Annotated in this window: 10 protein-coding genes; 7 read left to right on the forward strand and 3 right to left on the reverse strand. The window is 67.7% G+C overall.

Features of this window, described 5'->3' with window-relative positions; genetic code table 11:
* The first annotated feature begins 109 nt into the window (after nt 1-109).
* The 5 genes from RT655_RS04925 (at nt 110) to RT655_RS04945 (ending at nt 9,453) form a co-directional block, all read left to right on the forward strand.
* A complete protein-coding gene (locus RT655_RS04925; protein ID WP_313535279.1) occupies nt 110-1,393 on the forward strand; it encodes an HlyD family efflux transporter periplasmic adaptor subunit in 1,284 nt (427 codons plus the stop codon).
* Nucleotides 1,394-1,402: 9 nt separating this feature from the next.
* The gene (locus RT655_RS04930; protein WP_313535280.1) at nt 1,403-2,083 is read left to right on the forward strand and encodes an ABC transporter ATP-binding protein; all 681 of its coding nucleotides are present in this window, start codon (nt 1,403-1,405) and stop codon (nt 2,081-2,083) included.
* A gap of 94 nt (nt 2,084-2,177) precedes the next feature.
* Nucleotides 2,178-4,589, forward strand: coding sequence for an ABC transporter permease (locus RT655_RS04935; protein ID WP_313535281.1), 2,412 nt, complete (start codon nt 2,178-2,180; stop codon nt 4,587-4,589).
* Between the two features lie 10 nt (nt 4,590-4,599).
* Entirely contained in the window at nt 4,600-6,990 is a 2,391-nt protein-coding gene (locus RT655_RS04940) for an ABC transporter permease (RefSeq protein ID WP_313535282.1), read from the forward strand.
* A 12-nt stretch (nt 6,991-7,002) separates the two neighbouring features.
* Nucleotides 7,003-9,453, forward strand: coding sequence for an ABC transporter permease (locus tag RT655_RS04945; protein ID WP_313535283.1), 2,451 nt, complete (start codon nt 7,003-7,005; stop codon nt 9,451-9,453).
* Nucleotides 9,454-9,820: 367 nt separating this feature from the next.
* On the opposite strand, the gene RT655_RS04950 is transcribed toward RT655_RS04945, so the two are convergent.
* Complete coding sequence (locus RT655_RS04950; RefSeq protein ID WP_313535284.1) at nt 9,821-16,582, reverse strand: Ig-like domain-containing protein; 6,762 nt, start codon at nt 16,580-16,582, stop codon at nt 9,821-9,823.
* Between the two features lie 483 nt (nt 16,583-17,065).
* Here RT655_RS04950 and RT655_RS04955 point away from each other — a divergent pair, with 483 nt between their 5' ends.
* Complete coding sequence (locus RT655_RS04955; protein WP_313535285.1) at nt 17,066-17,701, forward strand: phage tail protein; 636 nt, start codon at nt 17,066-17,068, stop codon at nt 17,699-17,701.
* 59 nt (nt 17,702-17,760) lie between these two features.
* Here the strand turns inward: RT655_RS04955 and RT655_RS04960 are convergent, their stop codons facing one another.
* Nucleotides 17,761-18,042, reverse strand: a complete 282-nt coding sequence (locus RT655_RS04960; RefSeq protein ID WP_313535286.1) for a DUF6916 family protein — start codon at nt 18,040-18,042, stop codon at nt 17,761-17,763.
* Between the two features lie 174 nt (nt 18,043-18,216).
* Between RT655_RS04960 and RT655_RS04965 the strand changes: the two genes are divergently transcribed.
* Nucleotides 18,217-18,717, forward strand: coding sequence for a GNAT family N-acetyltransferase (locus tag RT655_RS04965; RefSeq protein ID WP_313535287.1), 501 nt, complete (start codon nt 18,217-18,219; stop codon nt 18,715-18,717).
* Here RT655_RS04965 and RT655_RS04970 read toward each other — a convergent pair.
* Nucleotides 18,706-19,278 (reverse strand): aspartyl/asparaginyl beta-hydroxylase domain-containing protein, encoded by a 573-nt coding sequence (locus RT655_RS04970; protein WP_313535288.1) that lies wholly within the window; start codon nt 19,276-19,278, stop codon nt 18,706-18,708. The two genes, RT655_RS04965 and RT655_RS04970, sit on opposite strands and share 12 nt — an antisense overlap.
* Nucleotides 19,279-19,291 lie beyond the last annotated feature (13 nt).

Genomic DNA, 19,291 nt, shown 5'->3' on the forward strand with positions numbered 1-19,291 from the left:
ATCGGACACTAGCTTGGACACTGTACGCTCCGGGCGCCAGCCCCTTCTACATTGCTTAGTAATGTCAGCGCTTTAGGCCCGAACGTTGGTGTGCCGTACACTGTCCGGCATGGACGTTACGCCTCTTCATACCAATGGCGCCGCGATGGACCGGCGGATCGAGCGCCCGCATGCGCGCCGCCGCAAGCTCGCCATACGCATCGCCCTCGGCATCGCCGTGGTTGCCGCCGCGGCCGCGCTGTGGTGGTTCCTGCCCAGCTCGGGCAGCCTTGCCGTCGACGCCGCGACGATCCGCATCGCCCCGGTTACCCGCGCCGCTTTCGCCGATTACGTACCGCTGCGCGCGCAAGTCGCCCCGCTCCAGACCGTGTACGTCACCGCGATCAGCGGCGGCCAGGTCGAGGCGCTGATCGCCAGCGACGGCCAGTCGGTCGCCGCGGGTGCCCCGCTCGCCCGGCTCGCCAACACCACGCTGGCGCTCGACGTTGCCAGCCGCTCGGCCAACATCGCCGGACAGCTGAGCTCGATCAGCGGCCAGCGCCTGTCGATCCAGCAGAGCCGCGAGCAGACCGAGCGCGACATCGCCTCCGCCCGCAACGAACTCGCCAAGGCCGAGGCGCTGCTCCGGCAGAAGCAGATCCTGTACGACAAGCAGATCGTCACCGCCGCCGCCGTCACCCCGCTGCGCGAGGAAGTGGCGTACCAGCGCGCCCGCCTGACCGCCCTCACCCGCAGCGCAGCCGAAGCGGGCAAGATGCTCGCCGACCAGTCGACGGGCGTCGACGCCACCGCTGGCGAACTGCGCGAGAGCCTGGCGATGACCCGCGCAGGCCTTGCCGCGCTGGTGGTGCGCGCGCCGGTCGCCGGACGGTTGACCGCCTTCACCCTCCAGCCCGGCCAGATGATCAAGCCCGGCGACGCGGTCGGCCAGGTCGATTCCGAACGCGCCTGGAAGCTCACCGCCGATGTCGACCAATTCTATCTCGGTCGCGTCCATACGGGGCTCAGCGCAGTCGCCGATGTCGACGGGCGCAGCCTGCCGCTCACCGTAATCAAGGTCCTGCCGCAAGTCACCGAAGGGCGATTTCGTGTCGAGCTCGGCTTCAAGGGCGCCGCGCTCGCCGTGCTGAACCGCGGCCAGACTCTCGACGTGCGCCTCACCCTCGGCGCCGATCGCCCCGCGGTGGTCGCGCCCTCGGGTGGCTGGCTCGACGCGGGCGGCACAACCGCCTTCGTGCTGACCAACGACAGCCGCGCCGAGCGCCGGGCGATCACCACCGGTCGCCGCAACCCCGACCAGGTCGAAGTGACCAGCGGCCTCGCGCCCGGCGACCGCATCGTCACCACGCCGCTCGGCACCTACGCCGCCTACCAGACCCTGCTCATCCACTAGGAGCCCGCCATGATCCAGCTCAACGCCATCCACCGCGCCTATCGCTCCGACGAAGTCGAGACGACGGCGCTCGCCGAGATCGACCTGACCGTGCAGGCGGGCGAGTTCCTCGCGATCATGGGCCCTTCGGGCTGCGGCAAGTCGACGCTGCTCAACATCCTCGGCACGATCGACCGGCCGACCAGCGGCGCCTATCTGTTCGAGGGCGAGGACATCGCCAAGGTGCCCGAGGCCCAGTTGGCCCGGCTCCGCCGCGACCGGCTGGGCTTCGTGTTCCAGAGCTTCAACCTGATCGACGAGCTGACCATCGCCGAGAATGTCGCGCTGGCGCTCGCCTATCGCTCGATGCCGGCGCGCGAGAAGCGCGAGCGGGTCGATGCCGCGATGGACCGGGTCGGCATCGCGCATCGCCGCAACCACCATCCGCACCAGCTCTCGGGCGGCCAGCAGCAGCGCGCCGCGATCGCCCGTGCGATCGTCAGCGAGCCCAGGCTGATCCTCGCCGACGAGCCGACCGGCAATCTCGATACCGAGAACGGCGCGCAGGTGATGGACATTCTCACCCGGCTGAACGCGGATGGCGCGACGATCGTGATGGTCACCCACTCGCCGGCCCATGCCGATATCGCCGAGCGGACGGTGCACATGCTCGACGGGCGGATCCTTTCCGCGGTGCGGCGGGCGGCGTGAAGCTCGACCGCGCGCTGACGGTGCTAGTGCTGATGCTCCTAGCCGTCGCCCTGCTCCGCCACCTCTCCGCCACCCGCGAACCGGGAGTGACGCCATGACCTCCGCGCTGACCAGCTTCTACCGCTCGCTGACCCGGCACAAATTGTTCGCCGCGCTCAACATCGGCGGGCTCGCGCTTGGTATCGCGGTGTTTCTGGTGCTGAGCCTTTTCGTGCGGTTCGAGACCGGCTTCGATCGATGGATCCCCGGCGCGGACCAGCTGTATATCATCCAGGAACATTACCACATGCCGGGGTATCCGGAGACGCCGAACCCCAACACCATGGGCAATGAGCTGCTCCAGTTGCGCGCGGATTATCCGCAGCTGCAGGGGACGCGGATCGCGGCGATGGATGCAACGGTGCGGCAAGGCGCGGTGAACACGCGCGAAGCGCTGGCCGCGGTCGACCCCAATTTCTTCCAGCTGCTGCACCTGCCCGTCGTGGCGGGGGACCCGACCCGCACCCTGGCCGACCCCGACGGCATCGTGATTACCCAGCGCGCGGCAACCAGCTATTTCGGGCAGCAATCGCCGATCGGCCGAACTCTCACCGTCGTCGCCAACGGCACGCCCTATACCTACCGCGTGGGCGCGGTGATCGCCGACATGCGCAAGGACATGAGCTACACGTCCGAGCTATTCGTACCGCTGGTGCCGGCGCGCTTCGCCACGGAATGGTTCGACCATTGGGGCAGCACTTCGCTGGTGACGCTGCTGCGCTTCCCCGATCGTGCCGCCGCCCATCAGTTCGAGGGCGAGCTGGCGCGCTTCGCGGAGCGCCGCGTGTTCGGCGACAACCTCAAAAAGGGCCAATGGGAGCAGAGCCTGCGCCCGTTGGTCGACAACCATCTCTACGCGTCATCCGATCGCGCCGTCGTCACCACGTTGGGCGCGGTGGGGGTGCTGACCCTGCTGATCGCGATCGTGAACTATATCAACCTCGCCACCGCACGCGCCGGCCTCCGCGCGCGGGAGGTGGCGGTGCGCAAGGTGCTCGGCGGCACCCGCCACGCCCTGACCCGCCAGTTCCTGACCGAGGCGATGCTGACCGTCCTCCTGTCCGCGCTGATCGGACTCGCTCTGGCCGAGATCGCGCTGCCGATGATCAACACGCTGGGCGGCATGGCGCTGCGGATCGACTATCTGGGGGCCAACAGCGTGCTGCTGCTGCTTGTGCCGCTGGTGCTGGTGGTCGGCGCGGTGGCGGGCCTGTACCCGGCGGCGGTGCTGGCGGGCTTTCGCCCCGCGGCGGTGCTCGCCGCCGCGCGTGCGCCCGGGGGCGGCCGTGCCGGCGCACGGGTCCGCGCCGGGCTGGTCGTCATCCAGTTCTCGATCGCGATCGCCTTTGCGATCGGCACCACGGTGATGCTCGCCCAGGCTGCGCATGTCCGCGACGCCGATCTCGGCTTCCGCCGCGACGGTCTTTACGTCGTGCGCTCGCTCAACAGCGGATCGGTGCTGCCCGAGCAGAAAACCGCGCTGCTGCGCGCCTTTGCGGCACTGCCGGGCGTGAGCAACGTCACCATGGCGCAGAATGCACCGGGTGATCAGGACGTCACCAATTTCTCGACCATGTACCAGCCGGGCATGCAGGGCATCCGCGCGCCCTCGCTGATGGACGTGCGCATCGGCGACCATTATTTCGACACGTTCGGTGCGCGGCTGGTCGCGGGACGCCTGTTCGACCGCGCACGCCCGGCTGATGATCGCGCGCTGCGCGCCAACGGCAGCACCACACCCTTCAACGTGGTGATCAATCGCCGGGCGGCCAGCCTGCTCGGCTTCGCCAGTCCACAGGCGGCAATCGGCAGACCGCTCGAGGGCGACGCCTCGATGACGATCATCGGCGTGGTCGACGATCTGCGCTTCCGCGGACCGCGGCAAACGATCAGCGGCACCTTCTACCGCCTGGACACCCGCCCGCTGAACGACGCCTTTATTACAATTCGCTACAGCGCCGATCCACAAAAGATGGCCGACGCCGTCGAAGCGATATGGAAGCGCATCGTGCCCACAGAGCCCTTCCGCGGCCGCACGATCGAGGAAAATCTCTACAAGGCCTATTATGAGGAGGACACGCGCCGCGGCCGCCTGTTCACCATGGGCGCGGTACTGGCGATCGCGATCGGTTGTATCGGCCTCTATGGCCTGGCGGCGTTCGACACGACACGGCGGATCAAGGAGATCGGCATCCGCAAGGCGCTGGGTGCATCCACCCGCGACGTGCTCCAGCTGCTAGTAACGAAGTTCCTGCGGCCGGTGCTGCTCGCCAACCTGATCGCCTGGCCGCTGGCCTGGGTGGCAATGCAGCGATGGCTCTCGACCTTCGACGACCGGATCGGGCTTTCGCCGCTCTACTTCCTGCTTGCCTCCGCCATCGCCGTGCTGATCGCGGTGGCCACCGTCATCGGCCAGTCGTGGCGCGTCGCCCGCGCCGAGCCCGCCCGCGCGCTGCGCTACGAATAGGATCCGCACCATGCACCGCCTTGCCTGGCTGGCCCTTTACCGCTCTTTCACCCGACACAAGCTGTTCGCGCTCGTCAATATTGGCGGGCTCGCGCTTGGAATCGCAGTGTTCCTGATCCTGTATCTGTTCGTCCGCTACGAGACGAGCTTCGATCACGACGTCCCCGGGTGGGACCGAACTTGGATCGTAGAGCGGACGCTGCAATTCCCCGGCGCGAACCAAGTGAACATCCCCTCTCGGCGGGAAATGCTGGCGCAGTTGCAAGCCGAGCGCGCAGGGATCGTCGGAACGAGACTGCTGCCGGGGGAGGCCGCGCTTCAATTGGGCACTGGAAGTACCCAAATAACTGTCGGTCAGGTCGACGGCAATTTCTTCCAGCTTTTCCCCTTCCCCGTCGTCGCCGGCAATCCGACGGTCGCACTCGCGACGCCCGACGTCGCGGTCATCACCGAGCGGCTGGCGCGCACCTATTTACCGGGTAGCGCGGCGGTCGGCCGGGTCCTCAAACTTACGCTCGGCGGCAAATTGCGGCTGGTGCGCATCGGCGCCGTGGTCCGGCTCAGCAAGGCGATGACCCAACCCGGTGACATCTTCCTCCGCCTGCCCGCCGATGCCGAACTGTTCGGCAACGGGAGCCAAGGCCTTCAGACCCTCCTGCGGATCGATCCGACCGAAACGCCCGCTGTGCGGCAGCTGGTCGCCGGGTTCGACCGGCGCCACCCCGACCCCAGCTTGGCCGGCGCGCCCAACGGCATCCGCGTCGCGACCAGCTTGATCCCGCTCGGTGCGCTGCATCTCCGTGCACCCCGTGACCGGATCGTCGTTGCGACGCTGGGCCTGGTCGGGCTGCTCGCGCTGCTGGTCGCGATCGGCAATTATGTGAACCTGGCGACCGCGCGCGCGGGCTTGCGCGCCCGCGAAGTAGCGATGCGCAAGACGCTCGGCGCCACCCGGCACGCGCTGATCGGCCAGTTTCTGGCGGAATCGATCGCCACCACCGCACTCGCCGCCCTGCTGGGACTGGCGCTGGTCGAGCTCGCGCTGCCGATGGTCAACGCGATCGGCGGTACCGATCTCCATCTCCGATACTGGGGCAGCGGGACAATCCTGCCAGCGCTGGCAGCGCTGATCGTCGGTGTCGGGCTGATCGCCGGCGCACATCCCGCCTTCCTCCTGTCGCGCTTCCGCCCCGCCGCGGTGCTCGCAAGCGCGGGCGCCACCGGCGGCGGGCGCAGCGGCCGGATATTGCGTGCCACGCTGGTGGTGCTGCAATTCGCCATCGCCATCGCCCTGATGATCGGCACCGGCGTGCTGCTCGCCCAGGTGCGCCACACCCAGAACGCCGACCTGGGTTTCGAGCGGCACGGCCTCGCGATGGTTTCATCCTTCGGCGATCCCGGGCTCGATGCGGCCCAACGCCATGACATCGCAGCCGCGATCGGTGCGCTGCCCGGCGTCACGGGGGTCGCGCAGTCCGCCATCGCGCCCGGCGGGGGGAGTTTCGGCATCATGGAGATGCAGCGCGAGAGTGGCGGCGGCAACAAGGTATCGATAATCCAGGCGGCCATCGGTCCGGGCTTTTTTCAGCTCTACGGCGCACGGCTGCTCGCCGGGCGCTGGTTCGACCCCAGCCGCTTCGCGAGCGACGATGCCGCCGGCGGCAGGGTCCATGCCGTCCTGATCAACCGGACCGCGGCGGCACGGCTCGGCTTCGCGAGCCCTGCCGCTGCCATCGGCAAGGCCGTGGTCGGCGGGAAGGAACGGCAGACGATCATCGGCGTGATTGACGACCTGCGCCTGATGGGACCGATTCAGCCGGTGGAAGCGCAGGCCTATGCACTGCAGACCAGCGGCCTTCCGGGGCCCGTGCTAAGCCTGCGCTATTCCGGCGCCGATGCCCGCGCGCTGCTCGATCGGATCGAAACGGCATGGCGCAGCCACGCCCCTGCCGTGCCGCTCAAGGTGCAGACCGTCGACCAGCAGCTCTACGAAACGTACATCCGCGCGGATCTCGAGCGCGCCCGACTGTTCACCGCGGGCGCGGCGCTAGCGGTGCTGATCGGCTGTATCGGCCTGTACGGCCTCGCTGCGTTCGATACCGAGCGGCGGATCAGGGAGATCGGCATCCGCAAGGCGCTCGGCGCCTCGACGCGCGACGTGCTGCAATTGCTGCTCGCCAAATTCTTGCGGCCGGTGCTGCTCGCCAATCTGATCGCCTGGCCGCTGGCGTGGCTGGCGATGCAGCGCTGGCTCGCCGGCTTCGACGACCGGATCACGCTGACACCCTGGTATTTCCTGGCGGCATCGGCGCTCGCGGTGATGATCGCGGTGGTGACCGTCCTTGGCCAGTCGTGGCGCGTCGCCCGCGCCGAGCCCGCGCGCGCCTTGCGCTACGAATGAAGGAGCCGCTCGATGCATCGCCTCGCCTTGCTCACCCTGTACCGGTCCTTCACGCGGCATAAGCGCTATACCGCACTGACTGTCGGCGGGCTGGCGGTGGGTATCGCCGCCTTCCTGATGCTTGCGCTATATGTTCGCTTCGAGACCGGTTTCGAACGCTGGGTGCCGCGGTACGACCGTATCTACCGCGTGGATACTGCCGTCCAATTCCCCGGAAGCCCGTTCAACGGTGCCTATCCCGCGACGATGGCGGGACTGTTCGAGCAGATGCGGGACGACTTTCCCGGCCTGATCGGCACGCGTATCCGCGGCGGCGAGCGCGGTACCGGACAGCGCGGCGGCGCGGTGCTGCGCGGCGGCGTGGCTACCATGGAGGACGTCGCGCAGGTTGACCCCAGCTTCTTCGCGGTGTTCGCCCTGCCGATGGTACAGGGCGACGGCGCGCGCGCCCTCGCCGATCCAAGTGCTGCGCTGCTCAGCCGATCGGCGGCACGGCGCTATTTCGGCAGTGCCGATCCGATGGGGCAGACGATCACCGTCAGCGTCGACGCGCCTGCCAATTATCGCATCGCCGGCGTGTTCGAGGATCTGCCGGCGAACAGCGACCTGCACCTCGCCATCCTTGTACCGATACCCAAGACGCCGCCGCCGTCCGAATGGATGTGGTATAAATGGGGAACTGCCTCTCTCACCACCTGGCTTCGCTTCGAAACGCCCGAAAGCGCGCGCGCCTTCACCGCGAAGCTGCCGCCGTTCATCGACCGCCGGGCTCGACAGGATTTTGGTCCAGGCGCGTCGAAATGGCTCAGCCTGCCTCTCGTCCCGATCGCCGACGCGCACCTGAAGCCAACGGGGTCAGAACGCGCCAGCCGGGCCTTGATGGTGGCCACCCTCGGCACGATCGGGCTGCTGACGCTGATGATCGGCATCGCCAACTATGTGAATCTCGCCACTGCCCGTGCGGGTCTGCGCGCCCGCGAGGTTGCGATGCGCAAGGTCCTTGGCGCCAGTCGCGCCGCGTTGATCGGCCAATTGTTGGGCGAAGCTATCGTCACCGTCGCGATTGCCGCGTTGCTGGCGCTGATGCTCGCCGAGATCGGGTTGCCGCTGGTCAACGCGGCCGGTGGCACTGCGCTGTCCCTCGACTATCGATGGGCGCTGCCGCTGCTGGCGATGGTAACGCTCGTCGTCGGATTGGCGTCGGGCTTCTACCCTGCCCTTGTCTTGTCGCGCTTCCAGCCGGCAGCGGTGCTGGCCTCGGCTCGGGGTCCGGGCGGCGGGACGGTCGGCGGGCGGCTGCGGGAGGCGTTGGTGGTGCTGCAGTTCGGGCTCGCCACCGCGTTCCTGATCGGCACGGTGGTGATGGGGGCGCAGATGGCCCACCTGCGCGAAGTCGATCTGGGATTTCGCCGCGACGGGCTGATCACCATCGCCTCGCTCGCCGATCCGAAGATCGGGCAGGACCAAGCGCGCGCTTTTCTGACCGCCATCCGCGGACTGCCGGGGGTGGAAGGCGTTGGTACCGCGACGGCCGCCCCGGGCGAAGACGGCGCGAGTACTATCGATGTCGTAGAGCAACCCGGCCGATCGGGCCAGCCAGGCGGCGGTCCGATGCTGCGCCTGATCAGCGTCGGCCAGGGTTTTTTCCGCACCTATCAGCCACGGCTGCTCGCCGGGCGCCTGCTCGACGACGCGCACGCCGCCGACGATGCCAGCGATTGGAAGCGCTGGGACCTGGGCCGCAACATCGTGCTCAATCGCCGCGCGGTGGCAGCGCTCGGCTTCAGCAGCCCGCAAGCGGCGATCGGCAAGACGGTCGGCAATCCGCGTCCCCGCACCGTCGTTGGCGTGATCGATGAGCTTCGCTTCTTCTCGCCGCGGACACCCGATATCGCGACCTATTATATCTACACGCCAGCCGTCGTGTACGGGCATGTCGGCACCCTGCGCGTGGCTGGTGAGCCGCGCGCGATGCTCGACAAGGTGCGGGACAGCTGGCGGCGGATGATCCCGCAGGTGCCGTTCCGCGGGGACACCGCCGACCAACGCCTCGCCGCCCTTACCGTCGACGACGCGCGGGGCATGCGGCTCGTCGGGATCGGCACCAGTCTCGCCGTCGTGATCGGCTGTATCGGCCTCTATGGCCTCGCCGCCTTCGATACCGAGCGGCGGATCAAGGAGATCGGCATCCGCAAGGCACTCGGCGCCGCGTCGCGCGACGTGCTGTACTTGCTGGTCGCCAAGTTCCTGCGGCCGGTGCTGCTCGCCAATCTGATCGCCTGGCCGCTGGCCTGGCTAGCGTTACAGCGCTGGCTCGCCGGCTTCGACGACCGGATCATACTAACGCCCTGGTATTTCCTGGCGGCATCGACGCTGGCGATGACGATCGCGGTGCTGACCGTACTCGGCCAGTCGTGGCGCGTCGCCCAGGCGGAGCCCGCGCGCGCGTTGCGCTACGAATAGGAATCCGGCGCAGCACCGCAGCGATCGCCGACCCGTCCCCGCCGCGCGACGTTCCAACGACGAGGGGACCGGGGTGCCCGCGGCGCACCCCCTATCTCGCACTTCTCCCCAAGCGGCGACAATGTCGCGCCGGACCCAGCCGCGCACGAGGGCTATCCGTGGGTGCAGCATCCCGTCGGCCGTGACGGAAAGCGCGGAAGCCGAAACTGCGAGATACCCGCGACGACTGCCGGGGGTATGACACCGATGCGCGCCCGCATCGGTGTCATACCCCCAAGCGTGCCCTTAGACTTGCGTCATCGCGGGCCTGCCGAACCGGCGTTCTGGCGGCACTTTGGAAAGCGGCAGCCGCACGCGACGCAGCGGTTTAGAACTCCTTCCCGACCGAGATGCGGAGCGTTCCCGCCATTTCCTGACCGCCGCCGCGATAGCCGCCCTCGAAATCGAGCGTCCAATTGCGCGGCAGCAGCATCCGCGTGCCCAGGGTGAGCTGGTACTGGTTGCGCGTCCACCCCAAGGTGCTGATGCTGTAGAGCGACTGGCCCGGGATATCGGCATAGTCGAGCCGCTGCGCATCGGCATTCTGGAGTTCGTGGTTCCACTCGAACCGGACCCGCGGCAGCATCGTCAGCGCACCGTAACGCTGCTCCATTTCAAGCCGGGCACCCAGCGTGCCCGTCAGCGAATGGACGTCACGGCTGTCGAACCGCAGGTCCATGCGTCCGGCACCGCTTTCGACATAGCCGCCGAGATCCGCCTTGAGGAACTCGCCCCGGGCGTAGAGCGACCAGCGCAGCGGCCCGCCCGCCCGATCGATCCCGAGCGCCAGCGCGCCGAGGGTAAAGTTGCCGTCCCGGCTTCCGAGCGCGATGGCGTTCGTCGATCCGACCTGCCGGCGCGTGGTGAAGCTCAGATCGCCGAAGCCCACCATGCCGTCGATGAAGGCACCGTCGACGGGTGTCACGCTGGCATAGGCCGCGACCAACCGGCTCTCGCTGCGGACGCGCGCTGCGCTGCCGCCGATACGGCTGACGTCGTTGCTATAGCCCCCGCCGATGCCGAGAAGCACGCCCTCGGCCAGCTTGATATCGGCACCCGTGCTGAGGCCCGACGTGGTGGCCGTGATCTTGGACCGATCGCTCGTCGCATCCTGCGTGCCGATGTCGATCGCACCCCCGCTCCAGATCGCCACGGACCCCTTGCGACGCTGGCCATCGCCATGATCGCCATCGTCAGCGGCCAGGACGGGGGCGCCGTTCGCTGCACCCGCACCGATCGGAGTACCTGCCTTCACCGGCCGTGCCGCGCCGGCCGGCAACGTGTTGGGTACGCCGCCGCCGCTGAAGGGTGCGCCCCCGCGGCGGGCGATCGGCCCCAGCGCGGGATCCTCGCCCGACATGCGCATCCGCTCGGTGATCGTCGTGGCATATGCATCGAAGGCAGGGTCCACGCGCGCGATCTGGCGCTGGTCGCGCGAGGCCAGGCTCACGCCCATCTGCGGCTTGCTCGATCCGCCGCCATTATGCAGCTGCTCGGTGCGGCGCATGAAGTTCGCCACCTGTGCACGCCCGAAGCGTCGCGCAGCTTCCGCCTGTGCGTCGCTGACCGCCCGAACATTGGGATCGAGCGTCGGATCGGGACGCGCCGCCACCGTTACCGTGACCGTCGCCGGCGCGGAGGTGCCCACGGCGTTGCTCAAGGTATATTGGATGACGATCTTGCCGCCGAAGCGCGCCGCCGGGACGATGTCGAGGCGATAGGCCTGGCTTGCGCCCGAGCCGCTGGCGACCACCTGGGTCACCGCCGCGTCCGCCGGCGTCATGCCGACCACTGCCGCGGCGGTGAACGGTCCGTTGAGCGCACCGGCGGTCAGGTCGACCGACACGCGCTGGCCATCGCCGGTCTCCGCCGTCTTCGGCATCGCCTGTGGCGCGGCGCCGACAACCTGGATGGTCACCGCAGCGGGCGCCGACCGGCCACCCGGCCCGACTGCGACGAAGCTGAAGCTGTCCGCGCCGACATAGTTCAGGTTCGGCGTGTAGACCGCCGTCACCGCGGTCACCGCGAGGGGGCGGACCCCGCCGGTCGGCGACGCGCTGATCGTCCGCAGCGTCAGCGTGCCGTGCGACGGCGGTGTCTGGATCTCGATCGAGGTGAAGTTGCCGTTGACGAGCTCGGACAGGTTGATCTCGGCGTTGCTGCCGGGTTGCACCGCCGTGGCTGCGGGAACGGTGCTGCTGGCCGGCTCCGCTGCAGGCGGGGGCGGCGTCGCCACCGTCAGGCTCACGGTCGCGGGCGTCGAGGTGCCCCCCGGCCCGGTGGCGGTATAGGTGAAGCTGTCGGCACCGAAGGAGTCACGCGCCGGGGTGTAGGTGATCACGTTGCCCGACACGCTGGTGCTGCCGTGCGCTGGCGCGCTGGCGACCGCGATGCTGGAATAGACACCGGATACCGACGTCGTGAGATCGATCGGCGTGCCGGTGCTGTTATACTCCACCGCCACGCCACCGCGATTGGCCGCGGTCGGCGGTGCCGGCGCTGCCACAGTGACGCTTACCGTTGCCGGTGCCGAGGTGCCGCCCGGACCGGTCGCGGTGTAGGTAAAGCTGTCCGCGCCGTAATAGCCGGCGGCCGGCACATAGGTGACGACATTGCCCGCCACGGTCGCCGTGCCGTGCGAAGGCGCGGTACCGATGGCGATGCTGGTGTGCACGCCCGCGATCGCACTGCTGAGATCGATGGCAGTGCCGGCGCTTGCGTTCGGCACCTCGACGCCGCTCCGATCGACGACCGTGGGGGCTGCCGGCGTTGCAATCACGAGGCCCACCGTGGCGGGGGCGGAGGTGCCGCCCGGGCCCGTCGCGGTATAGGTGAAGCTGTCGGCCCCATAATAGCCGGTAGCCGGCGTATAGGTGACGACGTTTCCGCTCACGCTGGTCGTCCCATGCGCAGGTGCCGTCGCGACCGCGATGCTACCATGCGCGCCGGTGATGGCGCTGCTGAGGTCGATCGCAGTCCCGGCACTCCCGTACGGAACTGCAACACCGCTACGATCGGCGGCAACAGGTGCGGGCGGGGCTGCGACGGTTAGCGTTACGGTAGCCGGTGCGGACGTGCCGCCCGGACCGGTGGCCGTGTAGGTGAAGCTGTCGGCGCCGTAATAGCCCGCTGCCGGCGTATAGGTGACCACATCTCCCGCGACGCTCGTCGTTCCGTGCGCAGGCGCAGTCGCCACGGCGATGCTGCTGTGCACGCCGGTGATCGAACTGCTGAGATCGATCGCCGTCCCGGTGCTGCCGTTTGCGACCGCGACGCCGCTGCGACCCGTGACCGTCGGTGCCGCCGGGGCGGCAACGGTCAGCGTCACCGTTGCAGGTGCGGACGTGCCGCCGGGACCGGTGGCGGTGTACGTGAAGCTGTCCGCGCCGTAATAGCCCGCAGCCGGCGTATAGGTGACCACGTCACCCGCGACGCTGGTCGTTCCGTGCGCAGGCGCAGTCGCCACGGCGATGCTGCTGTGCACGCCGCTGATCGAACTGCTGAGATCGATCGCCGTCCCGGTGCTGCCGTTTGCCACCGCGACGCCGCTGCGACCCGTGACCGTCGGTGCCGCCGGGGCGGCAACGGTCAGCGTCACCGTTGCAGGTGCGGACGTGCCGCCGGGACCGGTGGCGGTGTACGTGAAGCTGTCCGCGCCGTAATAGCCCGCAGCCGGCGTATACGTGACCACATCGCCCGCGACGCTCGTCGTGCCATGGGCAGGTGCGGTCGCCACGGCAATGCTGCTGTGGACGCCCGTGATCGAACTGCTGAGATCGACAGCCGTGCCACCGCTACCATACGGAACCGCGACGCCGCTGCGACCGGCAACCGTCGGCGCGGACGGGTTCGCGACGGAGAGTGTCACGGTTGCGGGGGCCGAGGTCCCACCAGGCCCGGTGGCGGTGTAGGTGAAGCTGTCCGCGCCGTAATAGCCGGCAGCAGGCGTATAGGTGACCACGTCGCCCGCGACGCTCGTGGTGCCGTGGGCCGGTGCGGTCGCCACGGCAACGCTGCTGTGCGTTCCCGTGATCGAGCTGCTGAGATCGATGGCGGTGCCGGCGCTGTCATAGGCGATCGTCACGCCGCTCCGATTGGCGGCGACGGGCGCAGCGGGCGTGGCGACGGTGATGCTCACCGTCGCGGGCGCCGAGGTGCCCCCCGCATTGGTCGCGGTATAGGTGAAGCTGTCGGCACCATAATAGCCGGCTGTCGGCGTATAGTCGATCGTCAGGCCGTTTACCGTCGCCGTGCCATGCGCGGGCGGCGATGCCACCGCCACGCTCGTGGCGGATGCACCCGAGAGCGCAAGCGTGATCGACGTCGCCGATGCGTTATAGGCAACGGTGGCATTGACTGCCCCGGCCGTCGGCGCGGCCGGAGGGCTGACCGTGAAGCTATAGCCGCTGCCGACCGCGAACGGTGAACCGGGACCGGTGGTGCTATCCCGCGCAATGACGGTGAAGGTGAACGTTCCCGCAGCGGTGGGCGTGCCCGAAAGGGTGCCGTTGGCCGCAAGGGTCAGCCCTGGCGGGATCGTCCCCGCCGAACTGTAATAGGTATAGGGAGCAGTGCCACCGCCAGCGACGAAGTTGCCGGTATAGGCCACACCGTACGCCCCCGCCAAGGTAGGCGCAGTGAGCGTGAAGGACGGGCTGGAAACCGTCGCCGTATAGGAGCGGCTGCCGCTGTAAGGAGCGCCGGCCCCAGTCGACTGGTCGGTAGCAGTGATGGTGAAGTTGAACACATTGGATTCGGTGGCAGTGCCCGCCAGAACGCCGCTCGACGACAAGGTCCATCCCGGCGGCAGTGCGCCGGCGGTGACGGCGAACGTATAGGGGCCGGTACCGCCCGAGGCGATCAGCGTCTGGCTGTACGCCTGCCCTGCCCTTCCAGCCGGAAGCGTAGTCGGTGCAAGCGTGATCGTCGGTGCTGCGATCGTCAACGAATAGGCACGATTGCCCGTGAACGGCGCACCCGTCCCGGTTGCGCTATCCGTCGCCGCGATCGTGAAGTTGAAGGAGCCACCCGCGCTTGGCGTGCCGGAAAGCGTGCCGTTGCTGGCAAGCGTCAACCCGGCGGGAAGCGCGCCCGCGGTCACCGCATAGGTGTAGGGCGCGACGCCGCCGCTCGCCGTGATCGACTGGCTGTACGCGACACCGGCAGTGCCGTTCGCGAGGCTGGCCGGGCCAACCACGACGGTCGGCGCGACCACCGTGATCGAATAGCTTTTCGACACCGAATAGGGGCCGCCGCTGCCCGCGGTGGCGCTGTCCGTCGCGGTCACGGCGAAATTGAAAGTGCCGGTCTGGGTCGGTACGCCCGAAAGCGTGCTGCCCGACAGCGTCAGGCCCGACGGGAGCGCGCCCGCCGTGACGGCGTAGGTGTAGGGCGCCGTGCCGCTGCCCGCGCTAAAGCTTTGCGAGTAGCTCGTGCCGGCAGTCGCATTCGGCAGCGCGCCGGCTGACGGCGACAGGGTCACGCCCGGCGCGGCAATGACGAGCGTCAGCGTTCCCGTGGTCTGCGTGAATCCCGCGGGCATCGAGCTGTCCGTGACATTTGCAGTGAAGCCGAACGCGCCGCTCGCGGCGGGCGTACCGGCGACCGTGCAGTTGCTGTTAAGCTGGGTGCCGGCGGGAAGCGCGCCCGAAGCGAGCGTGGTGCTGCAGACATAGGGCCCGGTGCCGCCGGTGGTTGTGATCTGCACGCCGCTCAGCGCGATGCCGCGCGTACCGCTGCCCGTCAGGCTGGACGACAGCGTCGGGTTGCCCACCGGCACCGTCACCGTGGCGGGCGACGAGGTGCCGCCGCCGTTGCTGGCCGTGTAGGTGAAGCTGTCGTTGCCGCGATATCCGGGCGGTGCCGAATAGGTGACCAGCCCCGCATTGTTGATCGAGACGCTACCGCCATTGGCGGTGGTCGACGATCCGACCGCGAAGCTGGTAGGGCTGTTCGTAACCTGGCTGGCGAGGCTGAAGGTCACGCCGGTTGCGCCATAGGCGACGCCCGGAGCGGTGTAGGCCGACGCGGTCGGTGCCGCCACATAGGTAAACTGGTCAGCCGCGCTGGTCGCGCTGGTGCCGCCGGCGGTGGTTACGCGCACGTCGACCGTACCGGTGCCGGCCGGGGCCGTCGCGGTGACCTGCGTGCCGCTGTTGATGGCGAAGCCGGATGCCGCCGTTCCCCCGAACACCACCGAGGTGGTGCCGCTCAGGCCCGTACCGGTGATAGTGACGCTGGTCCCGCCCGAGCTGGGCCCGGACGTGGGGGAGATCGCGGTTATCCTGGGCGTGGCGATGACCGTGGTGGAATCGGACGCCGTGGCGGTGTTCGATGCGCCGCCGCCCGACAACTGCGTCGATGGTGCGAGCGGGCTCGACGCGTTGCTGGCGAAACTGGTGTTCAGCGTGATCGGCGGGCCGGAGCCTGCCGCAAAGCTGGTGTTGCGCGTGCACGAGCCCGACTGGCCCGACCCGCTGCAGATCCAGCCCGAGCCGGAAGCGCTGACATAGGTCATCCCGCTGGGCAGCGTGAAGGCGGCGGTGAGCGTCGCGGTGCTGGTCGCGCCGCCGGCGATGGTCGGCGTGATCGTGTAGGCGAGCGATCCGCCCTGCACGCCGTTGCCGCTATGCGCCATCGTCACGCCAAGCGTGGTGCTCGCCGAACAGCTGACCGTGATCTGGACGCTGCTGCCATTGGCCGACGGGTTGGGGATGGGATTGGAATCATAGGGCGGGTAGTTCGACAGGCCCATCTGCAGATAATCGCCGGACATGGTGCCGGTGAAGGTGAACGAGCCGCTTCCGCTCACCGCCGTCGATTGCGGAAGCGTGTTCGGCGCGACGGTGGTGCCGCCGTTCTGCGTATAGATGACGTAGACGTACGCACCCTTGGTGTTGCCAGACCAGGAATAGTTAACCGTCTCGCCGTTCGCGAGTACCTGCGTGCCCGGATCCGTGAACTTGTCGGTGCCGTTCCCGCTCGAATCAACCGTGAACGTGCCGCTGAAACTATTGATGGCAGTGCAGCCCGCTGATGCCGCCATTGCCTGGGCAGGCGCGAAGACAAACAGCCCTCCGGCCAGCGCCACGCGCAGTTGCCATCGAGTCGATCGGAGAGCCTGTGCGCCGATGCGCCGTTGCTGAACGGCGCCGTCCGCGCCTGTTCTACCGATGACGCCAGTTGCAACCCGAGCACACGCGGACCGCACCTTCCCCAAGCCCCAAACCATGTAAAAAACCCCCAAGCGCCTCCCCAGGCGGCGCACTGTGTCACATAAAATCTAGTAATCGGCAACTGCATACGGCAAAAAGGTAAACTCCCCGTTATGACGGAAAGCATTTCGTTCTCTGACATTTGTCGGGCGCGAGCAGATGGCGCACTGCAGCAGATAAAGGGCCCATATCATCACGCAACATATGCGGCTATCACACGCGGTAACGATGCTTTAACGCTGTCACCGGCGCCTCTAAAATGCGCTTGCGAATCGTTAAGATCGCGTATCTAAATTGTTAACGGCGATGCGATCACAATTTGATGTGCAACCGTTATCACAATAGGTGGGAGTGAGGCCTTGTCTGATCCATTTGTTGGTCAAATCATGCAGGTTGGCTTTAATTTTGCGCCGCGAGGCTGGTCGTCCTGCAACGGCCAGATCGTCGCGATCAGCCAAAATCAGGCACTGTTCGCGTTGATTGGCACCACCTTTGGCGGCAACGGCCAGACGACATTCGCCTTGCCCAACGCCGCGGGCCGGTCGCTTCTCGGGCTGGGGCAGAGCACGGCGAGCGGCCAGACCTATGTGTGGGGCCAGATCGCGGGCACCGAAACGGAGACCCTGACGATCGCCAACATGCCCGCGCACAATCACACCGCCGTCTTCAACGGCATCGCCGGGCCGACTACCGCGACGGGGTCGCTGCAGGCGCTCTCCGGCCAAACCAACCAGACCAACGCTCCGGCCGAGGGCTCCCTACTTGCGAATTGCGCCAACGCCGGCCCGAGCCAGGTCAAAATCTACGTTCCGGCAGGCACCTCCGGTACCCCGGTAAACCTTGGCGGCGTCAATATCACCGGGGGCAACTTCACACCGCAGGGGTCGGTCCAGGTAGGGATCGCCGGGAACAACATCCCCTTCTCGATCATGAATCCCTATCTTGCCGTGCAGACCAACATAGCGCTGACGGGGATCTTTCCGGCACGCAATTGATCCCCACGTTAACGCTCGTCGCGCAGCAGCCGAGGGGAAACCACCCCCGGCCGCTGCCGTCAGGCGAACACCGCTTCGTACACGCGACGATCGGAAGGCAGCAACTGCGTCAGCAGGATCGAGTGCGGCCCACCCTTCCCGCAGTCAAGATCATAGGTGCCGTCGATCAGATAGACATCGAGCGGCGATTCGAAGAACAGCGAGAAGGGTTCACGAACATCGAAGCCGCGCATCGGACTGCGCCGGTCGATCCGTTCCAACGTGATCTCCACTGCCTCGGGAAGCGTCGCCACTCGCACCTTGCGGCCTACCCATGGTTCGAAGTCTTGCGGTGTAAGCATATGCATTTCCCCCTCTTCCGCTCTTTGGCTAGAGCAGCGCCATCTTGCCCTGAACGATGGGCGGTGTGAAGCATAGGGTCCGAAATCCCGCATCGAAGGTCTGCCTTGAACACCCGTCCACCACGTTACCGGCCTTTTCCTCGCGGCCGCAGGCCTGCGATCGATATCAGCGGCTTGCGAAGCTGCGAGATCGCGCTGCGCGCCGCCTCGTCGGAAGATCTTCCTGTGCTGGCCGGTCTGTACGCCCAGCTCCGCATGCCCGAGCTGTTGTTTACCCCTTGGCCGCAGGCAGAGAAGCGAGCGTTTTTCGACGCGCAGTTTCGTCTCCAACACGATCATTTCGTCCGGCAATATCCGCGCGCCGACTTCTGGGTCGCGCTGCGGGATGAGGTGCCGGTCGGCCGCCTGTATCTTGATCGCAGCACCCTCGACTGGCGCATCATCGACATTCTGCTTGCACCTGCTTGGCGAGAGCGCGGGATTGGTTCGCGGCTGATCGCCTGGGTCCAGCAACGCGCAATCGCTGCCGGCGCACGCGGCATCGGGCTGGCGGTCGCCGTCGACAATCGTCGTGCCCACGCCCTCTATGCACGCCTCGGCTTCAGCGAGTCCGACGCAGGCGATGGGCTCCACCAGCCAATGTGGTGGCAGGCGCCCTCAGCCTTATCCGCCTAGTTGCGCTGCCAGCCAGGGGCTCATTTCCGCGTCGATCACCAGATGGATGCGCGCGTCGGCGCCGGCATTGTCGACGCGGTGCGGATCGCTCAGGCGGAGATACCAGACCTCCCCCGGCGCCATTACCACGGGACGACGATTGACCTCGAACCGCACCCGGGAATTGGTGACGATGGGCACATGCAACCGCACCAGCCCCGCCTCCGCACAGAGCCCCAGATCGCGGTGCTCGCGGATCGTCGATCCGGGCCCGAGCCGCATCAGGCGAACGGACCGCAGCACGCAATCGAACTTCGCGAGCACCGCGCGCAGATAGGGTGCGCGACGCAAGGGTGGCGCATCGACGAAGTCCCGCGCGTCGGGCTGCGCCGCGATCATCAGAATGGGATGTTCGGCGCCGACGGGCGCGCGGAGCGGCAACACACCCCAGTCGCCACGATAATTTTGCGGCACGAAATGGGGCGTCCAGGCTTCGGCTTCGAGTATCGCGAGATCGGCGCGGAGCCGCGCGGCATCGACGGTCAGCGGCAAGCGGACCCGATCGGGATAGATGTAGCGCACGCCCTCTTCCACG

This window comes from Sphingomonas sp., assembly GCF_032114135.1.
Lineage (GTDB): Bacteria > Pseudomonadota > Alphaproteobacteria > Sphingomonadales > Sphingomonadaceae > Sphingomonas.